Here is an 18,359-nt window from a genome sequence, read left to right on the forward strand (position 1 = left end):
GGCCGGCTGTTTTGCGCATCCTGGCGGTATGTCTTCTCCGCTCGACAACCCGACTTGGGCGTCGCTGACCGGCCCGCACGCCCGCTTCGCGGAACGCCGTGGGCGCGTGGTGCGCTACCCCGAGGACATCGCTCCGTTCCTCGGCCTTCCCGACGATCCCGGCGAGCAGGACTGGCTCGACGTCGCCGGGCTCGGCGGACCGGGAGCCGTCGTGGTGCTCGCGGCCACCGCCGCCCGGCCGCCGGCCGGCTGGGAAGTGCTCGACGCGCTGCCCGGCGTCCAGCTCGTGGACGAGAGCGTCGCGGCCGCGCCGGACCCGGAAGCCGTGCGGCTGGGGCTCTCGGACGTGCCGGAGATGCTGGACCTCGTGGAGCGGACGAAGCCCGGGCCGTTCCGGAAGCGGACCGTCGAGCTCGGCACGTACCTGGGGATCCGGCGGAACGGCGCGCTGGTCGCGATGGCCGGCGAGCGGCTGCACCCGCCCGGCTACACCGAGATCAGCGCGGTGTGCACGGACCCGGCGTACCGCGGGCAGGGCCTCGCGACGCGGCTCGTGCACGCCGTGGCGGCGGGCATCCGCGAGCGCGGCGAGACGCCGATGATGCACGCGGCCGCGAGCAACACCTCCGCGATCCGCCTGTACCTCTCGCTCGGCTTCGTCCTGCGGCAGCGGCCGGACTTCGTCGCCGTCCGCGTGCCCGGTTAGGCGCCGGTCGAGGAGCCCGGCCGCACGATCATCAGGACCGTCACCGCGGCCCACAGCAGGTTGAACACCCCCGTGACCATGGCGAGCCTGCCCAGCTTGGCCGAAGTGGGCTCCTCGGCCAGCAGCCGTCGTTGCCGCGGCAGCACCAGCACCGCGAGCACCGCCGCCGCGACGGCGGTCAGCCCGATGGACACGAGCAGCCACGGGTCGCCCATGACGTGCATCGTGCCCGCGACGCCGAAACCGAACACCGGCACCGCGATGGCGGCGTAGGCGTACACGCGGCAGATCCGGTGCAGCGTCTTCGCGATCTTGAGATCGCCCTTCCGGACGGTGGCGGGGAACATGCTGGCCGCGACGGCGACCGGGCCGACGGCGAGGATCGCCGCCAGGACGTGGACCGAGAGCAGGATTTTCGACACGCACCGAAGTTATCGATCTTCGCGCGGGCCCGGCAGTGGCTGGAATGCCAAGAACCGCCGAGTTCCGGCCAGCGGTGTCCGGATGTCGATTCCGGCGTCCCCGATTCGACGCACCAGTGGAGAAAGGGGACCACGATGACCGCCTCGACTCGCACCGCCACCCCGGCCCGGATCCGCAGCCTGCCGGTCCTGCTCGCCACCGAAGACGACGCCGAGGACATCGGCCTGCTGGCCCCCGACGACCGCCTGACCTGCCACGTGCACGGCCGGTGGATCCACCAGTGCGTCGCGTCGCCGGCACACGTCAGCCCGGTCACCCGGCACCGCTGGTGCCGCGGCTGCCGGACCGAGTTGTGCGTCGCCGTCGACGAGCTGTCGCTGGCCGTCTCGATGACCTGCCCGCGCTGCGGCCACGGCGGCAGCGCCGCCACCACCCGGCTGACCGTGGCCTGCCGCGCGAGCCTGGCCGCCGAGCGCGCCGCCCGGCGCGCGGCCTGGCTGTTCTAGCCGGGAACGGTTTCGAGCCCGAGTTCGTCCAGGCCCGCGTAGACCTCCGGCCGGCGCCGCCGCAGCCACACCGCGAGCCCGAGCCCACCGGCCACCGCCACGGCCAGCAGCCACGGCAGCAGCGCGATCGCCGGCGCGTCGGACCCGGCGAGGGTGGGGAAGTTGAGGAACGCCAACGTCGTCACGGCGATCAGGCCGAGCCCGCCGAGGCCGGGCGCCACCGCCGTGCGCCAGATCCGGGGGTCGCGCCGCCGGCGGAAGAACGCGACGACGGCGACCCCGGCCAGGGCCTGCAGGGCGATCACTCCGAGCGTCCCGATGCCGGTCATGCTGGCGGTGAGGTCGGCGAGCGGGTCCAGCCCGGCCAGCGCGTACCCCGCCGCGATGAGCGTCGCCACCCCGATCTGCGTGCCGCTGGCGACGTACGGCGCGCCGTTGCCCGCGTTCGTCCGGGCGAGGACCGCGGGCAGCACCCGGGCCCGGCCGAGCGCGAACAGGTAGCGCGTCGCCGAGTTGTGCAGCGCGAGCAACGCCGCGAACAGGCTGACGACCAGCAGCAGCATCATCACGTCGGTGAGGAACGAGCCCAGGTACGTCCGGCTGATCGAGAAGACCAGGTCCCCGGTCGCGAGGTGGTCCTGGGCGGTCTTCCCGGCCTCGGCGACGCTCGTCGCGCTGACGACCGCCCACGTCGTGAACGCGGCGAAGACGCCGATGAGCACGATCGCCGTGTAGGTCGCGCGGGAGATCGTCCGGTGCGGGTCCCGTGCCTCTTCGCTGAACAGCCCGGTGGCCTCGAAGCCGACGAAAGCGTTGAAGGCGAACAGGAACGCGACCCCGACCGAGCCGGAGAAGACCACGCCCGGCGCGAAGGCGTGGACGTCCAGGCCGGTCCGGACGGCGACCGCGACGTCGAGGACGAGCAGGATCGACACCTCCAGGACCAGCGAGACCCCGAGCACCTTCGCGCTGACGTCGACCCCGCGCCGGCCGAGCGCGAACACCGCGGCGGCGGACAGGAGGCTCCACAGCTGCCACGGCGTGTGCCACCCGAAGACCTGCTCGACGACGTTCGCGGTGAAGAACCCGCTCGTCCCGACCGCGCCGGCGACGAAGCAGTTGTAGCCCAGCAGCGCGATCAGCGCCGCGACCAGGCCGAGCGGGCGGCCGAGGCCCTTGGTGACGTAGACGTAGAACCCGCCGGCGCCGGTGACGACCCTGCTCATCTGCGCGTAGCCGACGCCGAAGAGCACCAGGATCACGGCGGCGAGCAGGAACGCGCCGGGCATGCCCCCGCCGTTCCCGAGCGCGATGCCCAAGGCGGCGATGACGACGATGCCGGTGAGCGGCGCGACGGCGGCCAGCACGAGGAAGACGACACCCGGCGTGCCCAGCGCGTCGCGGCGCAGTGCGTCGGACATGGGATTCTCCTCCCGCGGTGGCTTGTCCGGGCATGGTGCGCCCCGGATGCCCCCACGGTCTTGTGCGGCAGCGCAGGCCGGTTGTCCCGGGGCGCTGGGTCAGCTCGGCACCCACATCGTCACGCGGGTGCCGCGGCCCGGCTGGGAGTCCACCGTGCCGTGGCCGCCCACTTCGGCCAGGCGGGCGAGGATCGACTGGGTGATGCCGAAGCCCGGTGGCCGGTCGTTGACGTCGAAGCCCTGACCCTGGTCGCGCGCCACCACCGCGATCCCGCCGTCGCGCTCCTCCACGCGCAGCACGACCTGCTTCGTCCCGGAGTGCTTCACCGTGTTGCGCAACGCTTCCCGCACCGCGTCGCACATCGCCGTGCGGCGGTCCTGGGACAGCTTGTCGTCGTCGGCGAAGTCCGCCGCCACGAGCTGGGTGCGCAGGCCGTCGCGGGCCATCTCGGTCGCGACGTCGGCCAGCTCGACCGCGAACCCGCGCCTCGTCCCGTTCGGGATCGGCTCGGTGATCCGGCGGCGGATCTCGGCCGCCTCCGCCTTCGCCACCGAACGCACTTCGGACAGCCGGCTCACGGCGTGCGCGTCGTCGCCCGGGGCCGAGATGGCGAGCGCTTCCAGCGTCTGCAGGACGCTGTCGTGCATGATGCGCCGCGTGCGGCGGCGCTCGGCCTCGCGCCCGCGCCGGATCCCGATGTCCACCGCGAACCGGGTACCGGCGCCGAGCAGGATGAGGATGCCGGCGGCGAGCACGATCGCCACCGCCAGCGCGACCATGCAGCCGATCGACCGCGTGACGGAGAGCTGGTCGGTCAGGGGGAGGCCGCCGGCCAGGGTGAGCGCCGCCCGCAGCGGGGCGGCCGCCACCACCAGCCACAGCGCCGAGGGCAGCCCGGACGTCCCCGCCCACATGGCGACCGCGCCGACCAGCCAGGTCCAGGACACGTCGACGGCGAACGGCTGCACCGACGGCGGGGCCGTCGCGGCGACGGCGAAGTTGAGTGCCACCCCGACGGCCAGGTCCAGCGCCAGGGCGCGGCCGGTGACGCGGGCCCGCAGCCCGCCCGCGCGCAGCACCCAGGCCACCGCGCCGGTGTTGGCGGCGACGGCGAACACCGTGGCGGCCAGTACCGGCCCGAGCCCGACCCGGCCATTGGCCGCGGCGAACCCGATGAACACCTTGACGAACGCCGCGATCCGGTAGGCCAGCGGCACGACGACCCAGTAGCGCGCGGCGCGGGCGAGCGTCGCGTCCCCGACGGCGGCGAGATCGCTGTGCTCGTCGGGAGGCTCGGCCGGCTCCGCGGGTGTGCCGCTGCGCAGCAGCGTGCGAACGAGCGTGCGCGGCGGTGCGGCGGAGCCCGCCTCGGGCATCGGTGGTCCCCATTTCGTCCGGCCGTCCGGGCGGATTGAGCCTGGCAGCGGGGCGGGGCGTCGTCAACCGCCCCCCGGGGTAGGGGTCCGGCCGGGGAGCAAGGGGGTTGCTCCGGTCAGAAGCGGTAGCGGAGCACGGTCGTGCCGCGCCGGGAGACGGCGGTGCTCAGCGCCGCGAGCCGCGTGAACCACCGGATCGCGGCCGGATACCCGGCGACCTCCGGCGCGCGGGCGAGGAGGATTTCCTCGACGAGCGTCAGGTCGGGGTCCCACCGCTCGGGCTCGCGCGGGTCGTCGAAGCCGGGGTGCCGCACGACGCCCGCGATGGACCCGGTGCCGCGGTAGTGCTTGATCGCCCACAGGTGGAAGCGGGTGTAGCCGTTGAAAGCCACTTCTCCGGCGGGGAAGTGACTCGTCAGCCGCTTCAGCAGAGCGGCGAAGTCGGCTTCGCCGAGGAACGCCACCAGCCCGTCGGCGACGATCACCGCGGGCCGGTCCGCCGGGACGCCGGCGAGCCACTCCGGGTCGGTGAGGTCGGCGGCGAGCGCGTGGACGTTGGCCCGCGGCGCGACGACTTCGCGCCGGACGGCCGTGACCCCGGGCAGGTCCACGTCGTACCAGTCCACCGTGGACGGCGGCCGCACGCGGGAGCAGCGGTCGTCGAGCCCCGCGCCGAGGTCCAGCACGACGGCGTCGGGGTGCTGTCCGACGAACCGCCGGACCACCTCGTCGAGCTTCTTGGCCCGCAGCGCGATGTCGCGGACCTGGCTCGTCACGACGCTGGTCGTCGCGGGGTCGTAGCCGATCTTCGCGGCGATCGCCTCGGCCGTCGGGTCGTTCAGCACCGGGTGGGGCGAGCGGCTGTCGAGCGCCCGGCCGCCCAGGGTGAGGTAGAGGCTCTTCTCGACCGGCGTGAAGGCCGGGAGCGTGGTTCCCATGCTTCGGACGCTATGTTGCGTTTCCAACTCGGTCAACGCGTTTCACCGTTTTGAGGTGCTGTTTTCGAAGATCGTTGCAATGATTGCGGCGAGTGCAAAGGAGGACGCCATGCCCGGCAGCCGGCTCACGCTCACCGATCGGGAGAGCATCGCCGAGGGACTGGCCGCGGGTCTCGGATACGCCGAGATCGCGCGCCGGCTGGCGCGCCCGACGTCGACTGTCACCCGCGAGATCGCGCGCAACGGCGGCCCGAGCGGCTACCGGCCCGCCGCCGCCGACGTGGCCACGCGGAACCGGGCTCGCCGGCTCGATCCGCCGGCACCCGGTCCCGGCGACGCGATCGGCGCGTTCGAAGACCGGTTCACCGCCATGATGGTCGCGACCGGGCTCGCGCGGATGCCCGCCCGCGTGCTCGCCTGCCTGCTCACCAGCGAGGACGGCGGCCTGTCCGCCGCCGAGCTCGTCCGCCGCCTGCGGGTCAGCCCGGCGTCGGTGTCGAAGGCCGTCGCCTACCTCGAACGGCTCGAGCTGGTCCGGCGCGACCGGGCCGCCGCGGGCCGTCGTGAGCGCTACGTCGTCGACGACGACGCCTGGTACCGCGCTTCCACCCGGGAAGTCGAGGTCTGTACCACCTGGGCGAACGCCGCGCGCGAGGGCGCGGACCTGCTCGACGGCACCCCGGCGGGCGCCCGGCTGGACGCGATGGGCCGGTACTTCGACCACGTGGGCCGCGATCTCGCCCGGGCCGCCGAACACTGGCGCGAGGTGTTCACCGCTCAGTAGGTGTGGAACACCGTGTCCTCGCCCGCGTACTCCTCCCAGCCGGGCTCGCCGGTGGCGGCGAAGCGGTACCAGGCACCGTTCAGGTCGCGGGCCAGCTCCCGCGGCGGGTGCTCGCCCAGCAGGCCCCGCGGCCCGGACAGCGGTCCCAGTGCGTCGAAAACGAACGGCAGCTCGAGCCCGTGGCACGCGCCCAGGCTGCCTTCGAGCAGCGGGGAACCCCACTCGAACTCGTAGCGGAAGGTCCGGCCGCCGTGGTGCTCGGCCAGGTCGCGCACGCCGTCGCGGAAGACCAGGTCGGTCAGCGCCGCGACGAGGACCTCGCCCGCCGAGCGGTCCGAGCCCAGGCCGTACCGGTGGAGCACGCCGGCCGGGTCGGGGTGCGACACCGCCAGCGACGCCACGGCCTGGTCGTCGGTGACCGCGTCGAGCGCGCCGTTGGGGACCAGGTAGAGCCGCATTTCCTCGCTGCAGCTGCCGACGACCAGGTCGACGTCGCGGCCCGCGCCCGCGCGGATCGCTTTGGCCGGGTGCTGCGGCAGGACGTCGTCGCCGACCATCGGGAGGAACGGGCTGAGCCCGTACCCGCGGTCGTAGCCGAGCGCGTCGCGCAGGTCGGGGGCACCACCGGGCCGCAGGACGGCGTCCTGCGCGTCGAGCAGCTGCTCGGTCGAGACCTTCCGGAACGCCTCGGCGGTCGGTTCGGCCTTCAGCTCGTCGGCGATCACCCGGGCGAGGCGGCGGGACTGGACGCCGTCGCGCACCATGTCCGGGTGTCCACTCTGGACGATGGCCCGGTGGAACAGGCCTTGCGAGAGCGGGGAGCCGAGGAGGCAGGCGACGCTGACCGCGCCGGAGGCGGCGCCGAAGAAGGTGACGTTGCCGGGGTCGCCGCCGAAGCCGTCGATGTTCTCCTGGACCCACCGCAGCGCCGCGAGCTGGTCGCGCAGCCCGAGGTTGGTGGTGCCGCCCTCCAGCGGCAGGAAGCCGTCGACGCCGAGGCGGTACTGGACGGTCACGAGCACCGCGCCGGCGTGCGAGAACGAAGTGCCGTCGTAGCCCGGTGCCGACCCGGTGCCGCCGAGGAACGCGCCGCCGTGCACGAACACGAGCACGGGCAGGCCGGCCGCACCGAGCTGCGGGGTCCAGACGTCGACCGTGAGGTACTCCGGGCCCGGCCGCCAGCCGGTGCCGGTCAGGGGGGAGAGGTCGAGCCCGGGCACGTCGTGCCGGCGTTGCGGTGCGGTCGGCCCGGGTCTGCTCGCGTCGCGGACGTCCTCCCACGGCGGGGCCGGGACGGGTTCGGCGAAGCGCAGGTCGCCCTCGGGCGCGGCGGCGTACGGGATGCCGCGGAACAGCGCGAAGCCGGCGGCGGTGACTTGACCGCGGACCGCGCCGGACGTGGTGGGGACGACGGGGTCGGTCATGCCGGGGGGTCCCTTCGAGGAAGATCGGGGGCGAGCGCCCGTCAGCCTAGGACCGGGGACGGGGTGCCGTCATGGGCGAACCGTCGCGGGAGTTGTCGCGGATGGATAACGGCGCCGTGCTCGTTGCGCCAGGTGGACGAACGCGAGGGCGGGACACGCGCGTGTCCCGCCCCCGGCGTCAGTCTTCGAGCAGATCTTCGATGGTGATCGGGATGTGCCGGACCCGGATGCCGGTGGCGTTGTGCACGGCGTTGGCGATCGCCGCGGCCATGCCGACCGTGCCGATCTCGCCGAGCCCCCGCGCACCGACCGCGTTGTGCAGGGTGTCCGGGTACTCGACGAACTGGACGTCGACCTCCGGGATGTCGGCGTTCACCGGGAGCAGGTAGCTCGCGAAGTCGCCGTTCGCGAGCCGGCCGTTCGCCTCGATCTCCAGGCCCTCGTGCAAAGCCGCCGAGACGCCCCAGATCATGCCGCCCATGATCTGGCTGCGGGCCGCCTTGTCGTTGATGATCCGGCCCGCGTCGAACACGCCGAGCATCCGTGACACGCGCGCCTCGCGCGTCCACTTGTGCACGCGGACCTCGACGAACTGGGCGCCCCACGAGGCGAACGAGTGCTTGGTCATCTCCTCGCCGGGCGCCGACGTGCCGGTCACCTCGAGCGATTCGCGTCCCACGGCTCGCAGCAGCTCACCGAACGTCATGGACTGCCCGTCGGCGAAGACGCGGCCATCGGCGTAGGTGACTTCGGCGCCTGCGAACGGCGCGCCCGGGTCGGCCGCCAGGGCGACCAGTTCGTCGATCGCCTTGGTGGCGGCCAGCATGATCGCCGTGCCCGCGCTCGCCGTCGCCGTCGAGCCGCCGGACATGCCGCCGGGCGGCAGGGTCGAATCGCCGAGCCGCGGCACGATCCGGTCGGCGGGGATGTCCAGCGACTCGGCGCCCACCAGGGAGAGCACGGTGAGCAGGCCGGTGCCGGGGTCCGCGCCGCTCGTCGCGACGACAGCGGTTTCGTCCGCCCGCAGGGTGATGCCGACCGTGGCCGGGAACCGCAGGGCGGGGAACACCGCGGTGGCCACGCCCACGCCGACGAGCCAGTCGCCGTCGGTGCGCGTGCCCGCCGGGCGGGGCGCCCAGCCGAACCGGTCCGCGCCGATGCGGAAGCACTCGTCGAGGTGCTTGCTCGACCACTGCAGGTCGTGCCCGGGCGGGGCGGTCGAGTTGTTGCGGACGCGCAGCTCGATCGGGTCCATGCCCAGCTTCACGGCGAGCTCGTCGATCGCGCTCTCCAGCGCGAACGAGCCGGGCGCCTCGCCGGGGGCCCGCATGAACGTCGTCGGCGGGAGGTTCAGCGGCACGATCTTCTGCGTGATCGACAGGTTCTTCGTGGCGTACCACTCGCGCGAGGTGCCGTGCGACGTCGGTTCGACGAACGACCGGCCGACGTCCGTGTGGCACCACGAGTCGTGGCGCAGGGCGACCAGGGTGCCGTCCGGCTCGGCGCCGAGCGCGAGCTTCTGGACCGTCGAGGCCCGGCCGGCGGTGGCGGTGAAGACCTGCTCGCGGGTGAGCGCGGCCTTCACCGGCCGGCCGAGGGCCCGGGCCGCCGCCGCGGCCAGGAACGCCGGCGTGGAGGTCCGCCCCTTGCCACCGAACGCGCCGCCGACGAACGGGTTGATCGCGTGGACGGCGTCCGGCGCCAGGTCGAGCGCGATGGCCAGCTCCGCCGCCTGCATGTTGGACGCCTGGTTCCCGCTGTAGACGGTCAGCTTGCCGTCGTCCCACACCGCGACCGCGGAGTGCGGCTCCATCGCGGCGTGGTTCTGCGCCGCGGTCGTGTAGGTCGCCTCGACGACCACCGGGCTCGCGGCCAGGGCGGCTTCGATGGATTCGACGCCGTCTTCGAGCACCTCGATTTCCGGGGGAGAGCCGTCGAAGCCCGGCGGCGCGACTTCGGCCGTGTCGAGACCCTCGGCGAGCGAGGTCAGGGCGGGCCGCTCGCGGTAGGCGACCTCGACGAGGGCCGCCGCGTCCCGGGCCTGCTCGAACGTCTCCGCGACCACGAAGGCGACCGGCTGGCCGTAGTAGGTGACTTCCTTGTCCTGCAACGGAACCCACGTCTCGCCGAACACCGGCAGGCTCGGCGAGCGCAACGCCAGCGAGTCGAACGGCGTGTACACCTCGAGCACGCCGGGCGCGCTCTTGGCCACGGTGGCGTCCATGGCTTCGATCTCGCCGTGGGCGATCGTGCTGAGGACGATGTAGCCGTAGACCATGCCGGAGAAGGAGTGGTCGGCGCCGTACTTGGCCTCGCCGGTGACCTTCAGCGGCGCGTCGAGCCGGGTGATCATCGGGAGCTCCCCTCGGTCAGTTCGAGCAGGGCGCGGACGATCGTCCGCTTCAGCAGTGACGCCTTGAATCCGTTGTCGGACAACGGGCGCGCGCCGTCGGCGGCCACGGCCGCGGCGGCCTCGAAGGAAGCCTGGGTCGCCGGGGCGCCGCGCAGGGCGTCCTCGACGGCGGGCAGGTGCCACGGCACCGTCCCGACGCCGCCGGCCGCGACCCGCGCGTCGGCGATCTTCCCGTCGCGCACGTCGAGGGCGACGGCGGCGGAGCACAGCGCGAACTCGTAGGACTGCCGGTCGCGCACCTTGACGTAGGTCGAGTTCGTGGCCCAGTCGAGCCGCGGGACGACCACCTCGGTGATCAGCTCGCCGGGGCGCAGGTCGTTCTCCAGCGCCGGGGTGTCGCCGGGCAGCTGGTAGAAGTCGCGCAGGGCGACTTCGCGGGTGCCTTCGGCGTTCGCCAGCTGCAGGCGCGCGTCGAGTGCGACGAGGGCGACGGCGACGTCACTGGCGTGCGTGGCGACGCACGAGTCGCTGGTGCCGAGGATCGCGTGCATGCGGTTGGCGCCGTCGAGCGCGGAGCAGCCGCTGCCGGGCTCGCGCTTGTTGCACGGCATGGCGACGTCGCGGAAGTACGAGCAGCGCGTGCGCTGCAGCAGGTTCCCGCCGATGCTGGCCATGTTCCGGATCTGCTGCGACGCGCTCAGCAGCAGCGCGCGCGAGATCGCGGGGTAGACCTGCGGGTGCGCGGCGATGGCGCTCATCCGCTCCAGCGCGCCGAAGCGCAGGCCGTCGCTCGTGTCGATGCCGTGCAGCGGGACCTGGTTGATGTCCAGGACGTGCTCGGGCGTGAGGACGTCGAGCTTCATGAGGTCGACCAGCGTCGTCCCGCCGGCCAGGAACGTGCCGGGCGTCGCGAGCGCGTCGTCGACGGTGGTGGGGGCGGTCAGCTCAAAGGGACGCATCGGCCCGCCTCGCCTGCTCGACGGCCTTGACGATGTTCGGGTAGGCGGCGCACCGGCAGAGGTTGCCGGACATGAACTCCCGCACGTCCTCGACGTCCTGCTCGACGGCGGCGACCGCCGACATGACCTGCCCGGCGGTGCAGAACCCGCACTGCAGGGCGTCCTGGTCGACGAACGCCTGCTGCACCGGGTGCAGCCGGTCCTCTGTGGACAGTCCTTCGACGGTGGTGACCGGCTGCTTGACGGTGGCGGCCAGGGTGAGGCACGAGAGCACGGGCCGGCCGCCGACGTGCACGGTGCAGGCGCCGCACTGCCCGCGGTCGCAGCCCTTCTTCGGGCCGGTGACGTCGAGGCGCTCGCGCAGCGCGTCGAGGAGGGTCACACCGGGATCGACGTCCAGGTGTTCGGTACTGCCGTTGACTTCGAGTGAGATGTCCACTGGTCTCTTTCCGCAGCTCGTCCGGATGGGTACCTGACGGTGGTGGTGGCGGCGAACGGGGAGCGGATACTCATCCGCTTCACCCGATCGCGAGGCTAGCGGATTACAATCCGGTTCGCAACGAACCGGACATGCTGGAGCCGCTCCAGCTCTGGGTTAGATTCGGCGGGACGGCACGAGGAGCGGGAGGACGATGACGACGGGATCGGTCAGCCCCCGGCGCGCGGACACCCGGCGCAACCACGAGCGCATCCTCGCTGTCGCCGCGGAATCGCTGGCCCGCACGGGCGAGGTCTCCTTCAACGCGATCGCGAAGCAGGCCGAGGTCGGCGTCGGCACGGTGTACCGGCACTTCCCGACGCCGGAGGCGCTGATCCTGGCGGTGTACCAGCGGGAGGTGCGGCACATCGTCGACATCGTGCCGGTGCTGCTGGAGAAGCACGCCGCGGACGAGGCGTTCCGGGTGTGGGTCACCGACCACCTGGCCCACTACATGATGACCAAGAAGGGCCTGGCCGACGCACTGCGCCGCGCGACCGCGTCCCGCGGCGAGCTGCCGGCGAGCGCGTACGAAGCGATGGTCGGCGCGGTCTCGACGTTGCTGAAGGCCAACGAGTCGGCCGGGACCGTGCGACCGGACCTCGACCCGCTGGTGGTGCTGCGCGGCCTGGCGGGGTTGCTCCTGCTCGACCCGAACGGCGACTGGCGCGGCGACGCGGCGGGTCTCGCCGAGCTGCTCTGGCACGGGATGGCCCGCTAGGCAGTTTCGGTTTCGGCTTCGTCGAGCCGGACGGTGACGGTGACGCGGCCCTTCTCGTCGCGCCGGGCGACGGCGTGGCCGGTGCGCTCGGTGTCGTCGAGTTCGAGGGACAGCGGGCCGCCGTCGCCGGTGAAGTTGCGCCACCACTTCTTCGCGTCGGGCAGCCGGACGCCGATGGTGACGACGTCACCGGCCCGCCGGTAGCCGACGGGGGTGCTGAACGAACGGCCCGACCGCCGTCCCGTGTAGGTGACCTGCGTGAGGTGCCGGCGGACCAGCCGTCCCCAGCGCGGAGACGTCCGGAGCGAGCCGACGCACGTGTTGACGCGGTCGACGGTGTTCTTCGGGAGCGGGCCTCGGTACCCCACGGTGGCCTCCTTCGTCGGTGCCGCCACCCACCGTACCGGAAACCGGAGATGGGTGTTCCGGTTACTGCGGCGGCCTTTGGGGTGTCGGGGGCCACCGGGCGACGAGCCGGCGCGGGAGGACCAGCCGCGCAGTGTGCGCACGCGCTGGGCCGGCTGGAAGCCGAACTGTTCGGCGGTCGTCAGGATCCGCCGCCCCGGGCGCCCCCGGTACGCCGGGTTCGGCTCGCACGGCCACCGAGGTGCCGGTGGCCCACGCGACCTCCCCGCACGCTTGTTCAGCTGGAGGTCGGGAAGTTGAACGCCGCGGCCGGGGTGGTCGTGTGGGGCCAGCGCGTCGTGACCACCTTCGCGCGTGTGTAGAAGTTGACGCCCGCCGGGCCGTGGATGGGGCTGTCGCCGATCAAGGAGTCCTTCCAGCCGCCGAAGGAGTAGTAGGACATCGGGACCGGGATCGGCACGTTGACGCCGATCATGCCGACCTTGACCTCGCGCTGGAACTTGCGCGCCGCCTCGCCGCTGCCGGTGAAGATCGCCGTGCCGTTGCCGTACGGGTTGGCGTTGATGATCGCGATCGCCTCGGCCACGGTCTCCGCGCGGACGATCGCCAGCACCGGGCCGAAGATCTCCTCCCGATAGGCCTGCATGTCCGTGGTGACGTCGTCCAGCAACGACGGCCCGACGAAGAAGCCTTCCTCGTACCCGTCGACCGTCAGCCCGCGGCCGTCGACCACCACCGACGCGCCCTGCTCCGCGCCCCGCGCGACGGCGTTCACCACGCGCTCGCGGGCGGCCTCGGTGACCACGGGGCCCATGTCGCTGGCCGGGTCGCCGCCGGGACCGACCTTGATCTCGCGGGCCTTGCGCTCGAGGATCTCGACCAGCTTGTCGCCGGCCGCGCCGACGGCCACGCCGACCGAGATCGCCATGCACCGCTGCCCGGCCGAGCCGAACGCGGCGGCGGTCAGCTGGTTCGCGGCGTACTCCAGATCGGCGTCCGGCAGGACGACCGCGTGGTTCTTCGCCCCGCCGAGAGCCTGGACGCGCTTGCCGGCCGCGGTCCCGCGTTCGTGCACGTACTTGGCGATCGGGGTCGAGCCGACGAACGACACCGCCGCGATGTCCGGGTGGTCCAGGATCGCGTCGACCGCGACCTTGTCGCCGTGCACCACGTTGAACACGCCGTCGGGCAGCCCGGCCTCGGCGTAGAGCTGCGCGACGAAGTTCGACGCCGACGGGTCGCGCTCGCTCGGCTTGAGGACGAACGTGTTGCCGGTCGCGATCGCCACCGGGTGCATCCACAGCGGGACCATGATCGGGAAGTTGAACGGCGTGATCCCGGCGACGACACCGAGCGGCTGCCGGAAGTCGTGCACGTCGACGTCGCGGGAGACCTGGTCGGAGAAGCTGCCTTTGAGCGCGTCGGCGATGCCGCACGCGTACTCGACGACTTCGCGGCCGCGCACGATCTCGCCGCGGGCGTCCTCGACGACCTTGCCGTGTTCGCCCGAGATGATCCGGGCAAGCTCGTCTTCGTGTTTCACGAGCAGCTCGCGGAAGGCGAACATCACCTTGGTGCGCTGGGAAAGCGAGGAGTCACCCCACGCTTCGAAAGCCTTGCTCGCGGCCGCGACCGCGGTGTCCACATCGGACGCTTCGGCGAGCAGGACCTGCGCCTGCCGCTGTCCGGTGGCCGGGTCGTAGACGGGCGCCGTGCGGGTCGAGCCGGCGGACGTGGCGGTGCCGTTGATCCAGTGTTCGATGGTGGTCACGGTGCTCCTAGGTAGTGGCGCGAGGGGGTTCACAACAGTCCCACCGCAGTGTCGACGGCCTTGGCGACGTCGCCGTCGTGCGGGTAGAGCAGCGAGCGTCCGACGACCAGGCCTTGCACGGTCGGCTGGGTGAGCGCGCGTTGCCACGCCGCGAAGGCCGCGTCCGGGTCGGTGACTTCACCGCCGAGCAGGACGGCCGGCAGGGTCGACGACGCGAGTACGCGCTCCATCTCGTCCACCACGGGGAGCTTGAGCCAGGTGTAGGCCGACGAGCGGCCGAGCCCGGCGGCGATCGTGATCGACTTGATGACGGCGTCGGGGGAGAGGTCGTTCTTGAGGCGTCCGTCGGTCCAGGCCGACAGGAACGGCTCGACCATCGCGACGAGCTTGCGGTCGGCCAGCTCGTTGACCGCCTTCGCGGTGTTCTCCAGGACGCCTGGCGTGGCCGGGTCGTCGAGGCAGATCCGGGTGAGGGTCTTGCCGCCGTCGAACCGCATCCGTTCGATCGCTTCGGCGTCGTAGCAGGCGAAGCGGTCGTCGATCTCGAAGCTCGACCCGGCCAGCCCGGTGCGGTTCATCGACCCGATGACCGTCTTGCCGTCGAGCACGCCGAGCAGCAGCAGGTCGTCGAGGACGTCCGCGGTGCCCAGCACGCCGGTGACGCCGGGTCGTTCGAGCGCGAGGCACAGCCGCTCCAGCAGTTCGCCCCGGTTCGCCATCGCCGTGGGGTCGCCGCCGACGGCGAGGGCGCCGCGGGCGGGGTGGTCCGCGGCGATGATCATCGCGCGGCCCTTGTCGTTGAACGGCGACTTGGCCCGCACGCGGCTCGCGGCCGCCTCGGCGACCGCGCCCGGGTCGTGCACTCGCTTGGCGACGATGCGCCGCACCATTTCCGTCACGCGATCGACGATGCCAGCGTCCGGCAGACTTTGTCAAGACATATGGACATAAGGTCATCCGGCCGGGTGGCGGTAGGCTTCCGGTGATGAGCACCCCGCCGCCGCCGTCCCGCGTGGACGTCACGTACCCGGCCTGGGATCCCGGCCGGGAGATCGTGCTGGACCCCGGCAGCCCGCAGCCGCTGTACCACCAGGTCTCCCAGCAGCTGCACGCCGCGATCGAGGACGGCCGCCTGCCCGCGGGCGCCCGGCTGGGCAACGAGGTGGACCTGGCGGCGAGCCTGCGGCTGTCGCGCCCGACCGTCCGCCAGGCGATCCAGACGCTGGTCAACCAGGGCCTGCTCGTGCGGCGGCGCGGTGTCGGCACCCAGGTCGTCCGGACCAAGGTGGCGCGGCCGCTGCGCCTGAGCAGCCTGTTCGACGACCTCGCCGGGCTCGGCGGCAAGCCGGAGTCGGTGGTGCTGGCCAACAGCGTGGAGGACGCCGGCGCCGAGGTGGCCGAGCTGCTGGAGGCCCCGGGCCTGACGCGGGTGCGGCGGCTGACCCGCATCCGCTCGACCGACGGCGAGCCACTCGCCCTGATGAACAACTACCTGCCCGACGGCGTCATCGACCCGACGGACGAGGAACTGCGAGACAAGGGCCTCTACCAGCTGCTGCGCTCGGCCGGGGTCCGCCTGCACGCGGCGGAGCAGCACATCGGCGCCCGGCTGGCGACCGAAGAGGACGCGGAGCCGCTGGACGAGGAGCCGGGTGCGGCCCTGCTGACCATGCAGCGCACGACGTACGACGACACCGGCCGCGTGGTCGAGTACGGCTGGCACGTCTACCGCGCGTCCCGCTACGCGTTCAACCTCTCGCTGACCAACGGCCCTCAGTAAGGCACGTAAGGTGCTTTCGGAGGAGGGGTGGCGGTGACGGGATCGGGCAAGCCCCGGCTGCGCTCGGCCGTGCTCGAGGCGGCGTGGCACCGGATCCCCGGGGTAGAGGTCCTGTCGGCCGCGGACGGCGGCCCGCTGACCCGCACCGTCAAGAAGATCATCGACCCGCTCGTGGTCCGCACCGCGGCGCGGCCGAAGCTGGGCCGGCCGCTGCTGGAACCCGCTGCGGCGAGTGAGCTCACCGGGCTGCTCCTCGCCGACGCGCCGCGGTTGCGGGCCACTGCCGCGTGGTTCGTGCACCTGAAGCGGCAGCGCCGGGTCCTGCGCATCACCGCGGGCAACGTCCAGGACGTCTGCTTCCCCTTGGCGTACGAGCTGGCGACGAGCTTCGGCATGCCGGGACCGGAAGCGCCGGAGACCGCCGCGTCCGCGTTGCGCGAGCTGCACGGCGAAGGCGACGAAGCCGGCGTCGCGCAGCTGACCGCGTATCTCGCCGATCCCCGGGCGGCCGCGGACCTGACCGCCGGGCTGCACCGCCGCTGGCACGCCGACGCCGGTCTCGCGCCGGACGACGCCGTGGTGCTGCTCGCCGCGTTCGTCGACACCCTCACCGATGCCGCGTGGCGGGCCGGATCCGCCGCGGGACACGCGCTGGGCCTCGCGCTGCGTCAGCCCGGAGGCGCCCGCGCGCTGGCCCGGGCCGCCGAAGCTGTTTCCGGCTCGCCGGCTCCGGATCTCGGTCTGCAGCGCGGGGATCGCACCGCCGTCCCGCCGCTGCGCCGGCAGGACGAAGCCGGCCCCGAACTCCTCGAACGCAGCGTCGAACGGCGGGTGCGCGCCACCCTGCGACGCCTCCCCGCCGGCGACCGGGGTGACGTCGCCGACCTCGTCGCCGACGAAGCCCGCCGCGTCGTGGCGGGGTTCGGGCTCGGCCTGCCTGCCCTGGCCACCTGCTTCGCGCTCGGGGTCGTCCTCGCACCCGCCCTCCGGCCGCTCGACGGCGTCGCGCCCGGATCCGCGCCGGCCTTCGCGCGGCAGCTCAACGCCCAGGTCGCGCGCGAGGGGTACGTGCTCCACGCGCGCCGGGCGCTGGCCGGCACCACGCCGCTCACCCCGCGGCCCGACGCCGAACTGGTGCGCGAGCTGCGGGAGTTCGGGAAGCAGTTCCTCGGCCGGCTGTGGATCCGCCTGCACGGCTTCGACGTGCGCGGTGACCTCCCCGCCGACGCCGCGGACGTGCGTGACCTCGTCACCGGCGTCGTCCGGTCGACCTCGCTGGACCTGCGGACGAAGGTGCGGCGCGCACTCGTGGCCCGCCTGCCGGACCTGGAGGCCGTCTCGTGACGCACCCGGTGCACGCCCCCGTCGTCGCGGCGGACGGCGGCCTCGTCCGCTTCGCCCTGGCCGATCTGCTCGCCGGCGTGCCCGGCTCGATGCGGGTCGAACTCACCGACGCCGCGGCCGCGGAACCGTGGCTGACCCGGCTCGTCGGCGCCGAGAACGCTCTCGACGCCCTCACGTCCGGCCACGTCGACGTCCCCGCCCGGCCCGAGCTGGCCACCCTCGCGCTGCTGCTGTGGGCCCGCCGGTGGTGGCCCGCGAGCGCGGCGCTCGGGGTTCCGGCCCTGGACCCGGCGCTGCTCGACCTCGAAGCCGCCGTCGCGACCGCGACGGTCGAGAACGTGGCCGAAGGGATGCTCGACGGTTTCGAAGCCACGCCGGGGGAACTGTTCGACGCGGCTGTCGAAGGGCTCGCCGTGACGGCGGTCGCCGACGAGGTCCGGGACCGGTGCCGGAGGCTGTCGGCCTGGTTCGACGACCAGGACGACGTCGTGCGCGCCGAAGCCGCGTCCGGGCTGGCAGCCGCCGTGATGCCAGGGCAGCGCGCGTACGCCCTGGCCGCGGGAGCCGGATCCGGCGCGTCCGAAGAGGGCGTCGTGGCCGAGGGACGGGCGAGCGTCGACTGGGCGCGGGTGCCGCCAGGGGTCCTCGACGCCGCGGAGAACACCGTGACCTGGCGGGTCGTCGCGGCGCCCACGGCCACCCGGCTCGAGGTCGAGGTCGCCGGGGCGTTCGCCGACGCGACGCTGTCCGCCTTCGCGACCCGTGACGGCGAGGTGGTCGCGGAGGTTCCCCTGCACCTGGGTGCCGGGCGGTTCGCCGGTGCCGTCGACCTGGCCACCGCGCCTTCCGTCCACTTCGGACTCATCGTCGGCGTGACGGCCGAGGACGTCAGCGGGACGACCGAGGCTGACCGGGCCGAGGTGGTTTCGCTCGTGCGGGCGCGCGAAGCGCTGCCCCCGGAGGCCCGGACGCTGGCCGAGCGCGCGGCCACCGACGGGGAGTTCTGAC

18 protein-coding genes are annotated in these 18,359 nt (G+C 73.2%); 7 read left to right on the top strand and 11 right to left on the bottom strand.

The window, feature by feature from the left end; translation table 11 throughout:
- The first annotated feature begins 28 nt into the window (after positions 1-28).
- On the top strand, positions 29-706 hold the full coding sequence (locus QQ657_RS22155) for a GNAT family N-acetyltransferase (RefSeq protein WP_284744111.1): 678 nt from the start codon (positions 29-31) through the stop codon (positions 704-706).
- Here QQ657_RS22155 and QQ657_RS22160 read toward each other — a convergent pair.
- The gene (locus tag QQ657_RS22160; protein ID WP_284744112.1) at positions 703-1,128 is read right to left on the bottom strand and encodes a DUF2269 family protein; all 426 of its coding nucleotides are present in this window, start codon (positions 1,126-1,128) and stop codon (positions 703-705) included. The two genes, QQ657_RS22155 and QQ657_RS22160, sit on opposite strands and share 4 nt — an antisense overlap.
- Positions 1,129-1,263: 135 nt before the next feature.
- Here QQ657_RS22160 and QQ657_RS22165 point away from each other — a divergent pair, with 135 nt between their 5' ends.
- The gene (locus QQ657_RS22165) at positions 1,264-1,635 is read left to right on the top strand and encodes a hypothetical protein (RefSeq protein WP_284744113.1); all 372 of its coding nucleotides are present in this window, start codon (positions 1,264-1,266) and stop codon (positions 1,633-1,635) included.
- Here the strand turns inward: QQ657_RS22165 and QQ657_RS22170 are convergent.
- The 3 genes from QQ657_RS22170 to QQ657_RS22180 form a co-directional block, all read right to left on the bottom strand.
- Positions 1,632-3,056, bottom strand: coding sequence for an APC family permease (locus QQ657_RS22170; protein ID WP_284744114.1), 1,425 nt, complete (start codon positions 3,054-3,056; stop codon positions 1,632-1,634). The genes QQ657_RS22165 and QQ657_RS22170 overlap by 4 nt on opposite strands.
- 99 nt (positions 3,057-3,155) lie before the next feature.
- Complete coding sequence (locus QQ657_RS22175; protein WP_284744115.1) at positions 3,156-4,433, bottom strand: sensor histidine kinase; 1,278 nt, start codon at positions 4,431-4,433, stop codon at positions 3,156-3,158.
- A gap of 116 nt (positions 4,434-4,549) precedes the next feature.
- Entirely contained in the window at positions 4,550-5,371 is an 822-nt protein-coding gene (locus QQ657_RS22180) for a class I SAM-dependent methyltransferase (protein ID WP_284744116.1), read from the bottom strand.
- 109 nt (positions 5,372-5,480) lie between these two features.
- Between QQ657_RS22180 and QQ657_RS22185 the strand changes: the two genes are divergently transcribed.
- Positions 5,481-6,155 (top strand): GbsR/MarR family transcriptional regulator, encoded by a 675-nt coding sequence (locus QQ657_RS22185; protein ID WP_284744117.1) that lies wholly within the window; start codon positions 5,481-5,483, stop codon positions 6,153-6,155.
- Here the strand turns inward: QQ657_RS22185 and QQ657_RS22190 are convergent.
- The 4 genes from QQ657_RS22190 to QQ657_RS22205 form a co-directional block, all read right to left on the bottom strand.
- Positions 6,149-7,579, bottom strand: a complete 1,431-nt coding sequence (locus QQ657_RS22190) for a carboxylesterase/lipase family protein (RefSeq protein ID WP_284744118.1) — start codon at positions 7,577-7,579, stop codon at positions 6,149-6,151. The two genes, QQ657_RS22185 and QQ657_RS22190, sit on opposite strands and share 7 nt — an antisense overlap.
- A 178-nt stretch (positions 7,580-7,757) precedes the next feature.
- A complete protein-coding gene (locus QQ657_RS22195; protein ID WP_284744119.1) occupies positions 7,758-9,932 on the bottom strand; it encodes a xanthine dehydrogenase family protein molybdopterin-binding subunit in 2,175 nt (724 codons plus the stop codon).
- Positions 9,929-10,891, bottom strand: coding sequence for an FAD binding domain-containing protein (locus tag QQ657_RS22200; protein WP_284744120.1), 963 nt, complete (start codon positions 10,889-10,891; stop codon positions 9,929-9,931). Before QQ657_RS22200 ends, QQ657_RS22195 begins: the two co-directional genes overlap by 4 nt.
- Complete coding sequence (locus QQ657_RS22205) at positions 10,878-11,330, bottom strand: (2Fe-2S)-binding protein (RefSeq protein WP_284744121.1); 453 nt, start codon at positions 11,328-11,330, stop codon at positions 10,878-10,880. Before QQ657_RS22205 ends, QQ657_RS22200 begins: the two co-directional genes overlap by 14 nt.
- A 193-nt stretch (positions 11,331-11,523) precedes the next feature.
- Between QQ657_RS22205 and QQ657_RS22210 the strand changes: the two genes are divergently transcribed.
- Positions 11,524-12,090 carry a TetR/AcrR family transcriptional regulator gene (locus QQ657_RS22210; RefSeq protein ID WP_284744122.1) on the top strand — a complete coding sequence of 189 codons (567 nt, stop codon included), beginning with the start codon at positions 11,524-11,526 and terminating at the stop codon, positions 12,088-12,090.
- Here the strand turns inward: QQ657_RS22210 and QQ657_RS22215 are convergent.
- The 3 genes from QQ657_RS22215 to QQ657_RS22225 form a co-directional block, all read right to left on the bottom strand.
- Positions 12,087-12,458, bottom strand: coding sequence for a hypothetical protein (locus QQ657_RS22215; protein WP_284744123.1), 372 nt, complete (start codon positions 12,456-12,458; stop codon positions 12,087-12,089). The genes QQ657_RS22210 and QQ657_RS22215 overlap by 4 nt on opposite strands.
- A gap of 275 nt (positions 12,459-12,733) precedes the next feature.
- Positions 12,734-14,227, bottom strand: coding sequence for a CoA-acylating methylmalonate-semialdehyde dehydrogenase (locus tag QQ657_RS22220; RefSeq protein ID WP_284744124.1), 1,494 nt, complete (start codon positions 14,225-14,227; stop codon positions 12,734-12,736).
- A gap of 29 nt (positions 14,228-14,256) precedes the next feature.
- Entirely contained in the window at positions 14,257-15,126 is an 870-nt protein-coding gene (locus QQ657_RS22225) for a Cgl0159 family (beta/alpha)8-fold protein (protein WP_284744125.1), read from the bottom strand.
- A gap of 86 nt (positions 15,127-15,212) precedes the next feature.
- Here QQ657_RS22225 and QQ657_RS22230 point away from each other — a divergent pair, with 86 nt between their 5' ends.
- Genes QQ657_RS22230 through QQ657_RS22240 form a run of 3 tightly spaced genes read left to right on the top strand, consistent with a single transcriptional unit; the run spans position 15,213 to position 18,358 of the window.
- Entirely contained in the window at positions 15,213-16,007 is a 795-nt protein-coding gene (locus QQ657_RS22230) for a GntR family transcriptional regulator (RefSeq protein WP_284744126.1), read from the top strand.
- A gap of 33 nt (positions 16,008-16,040) precedes the next feature.
- Positions 16,041-17,351 carry a hypothetical protein gene (locus QQ657_RS22235; protein ID WP_284744127.1) on the top strand — a complete coding sequence of 437 codons (1,311 nt, stop codon included), beginning with the start codon at positions 16,041-16,043 and terminating at the stop codon, positions 17,349-17,351.
- Positions 17,348-18,358, top strand: a complete 1,011-nt coding sequence (locus QQ657_RS22240; protein WP_284744128.1) for a hypothetical protein — start codon at positions 17,348-17,350, stop codon at positions 18,356-18,358. The genes QQ657_RS22235 and QQ657_RS22240 overlap by 4 nt, the downstream gene beginning before the upstream one ends.
- The last annotated feature ends 1 nt before the right edge of the window (position 18,359 follow it).

This window comes from Amycolatopsis ponsaeliensis (assembly GCF_030182635.1).
Lineage (GTDB): Bacteria > Actinomycetota > Actinomycetes > Mycobacteriales > Pseudonocardiaceae > Amycolatopsis > Amycolatopsis ponsaeliensis.

Coding starts and splice junctions, on each gene's coding strand:
- QQ657_RS22155 (WP_284744111.1), top strand. CDS start 29: ATGTCTTCTCCGCTCGACAACCCGACTTGGGCGTCGCTGACCGGCCCG.
- QQ657_RS22165 (WP_284744113.1), top strand. CDS start 1,264: ATGACCGCCTCGACTCGCACCGCCACCCCGGCCCGGATCCGCAGCCTG.
- QQ657_RS22170 (WP_284744114.1), bottom strand. CDS start 3,056: ATGTCCGACGCACTGCGCCGCGACGCGCTGGGCACGCCGGGTGTCGTC.
- QQ657_RS22175 (WP_284744115.1), bottom strand. CDS start 4,433: ATGCCCGAGGCGGGCTCCGCCGCACCGCCGCGCACGCTCGTTCGCACG.
- QQ657_RS22180 (WP_284744116.1), bottom strand. CDS start 5,371: ATGGGAACCACGCTCCCGGCCTTCACGCCGGTCGAGAAGAGCCTCTAC.
- QQ657_RS22185 (WP_284744117.1), top strand. CDS start 5,481: ATGCCCGGCAGCCGGCTCACGCTCACCGATCGGGAGAGCATCGCCGAG.
- QQ657_RS22190 (WP_284744118.1), bottom strand. CDS start 7,579: ATGACCGACCCCGTCGTCCCCACCACGTCCGGCGCGGTCCGCGGTCAA.
- QQ657_RS22195 (WP_284744119.1), bottom strand. CDS start 9,932: ATGATCACCCGGCTCGACGCGCCGCTGAAGGTCACCGGCGAGGCCAAG.
- QQ657_RS22200 (WP_284744120.1), bottom strand. CDS start 10,891: ATGCGTCCCTTTGAGCTGACCGCCCCCACCACCGTCGACGACGCGCTC.
- QQ657_RS22210 (WP_284744122.1), top strand. CDS start 11,524: ATGACGACGGGATCGGTCAGCCCCCGGCGCGCGGACACCCGGCGCAAC.
- QQ657_RS22230 (WP_284744126.1), top strand. CDS start 15,213: ATGAGCACCCCGCCGCCGCCGTCCCGCGTGGACGTCACGTACCCGGCC.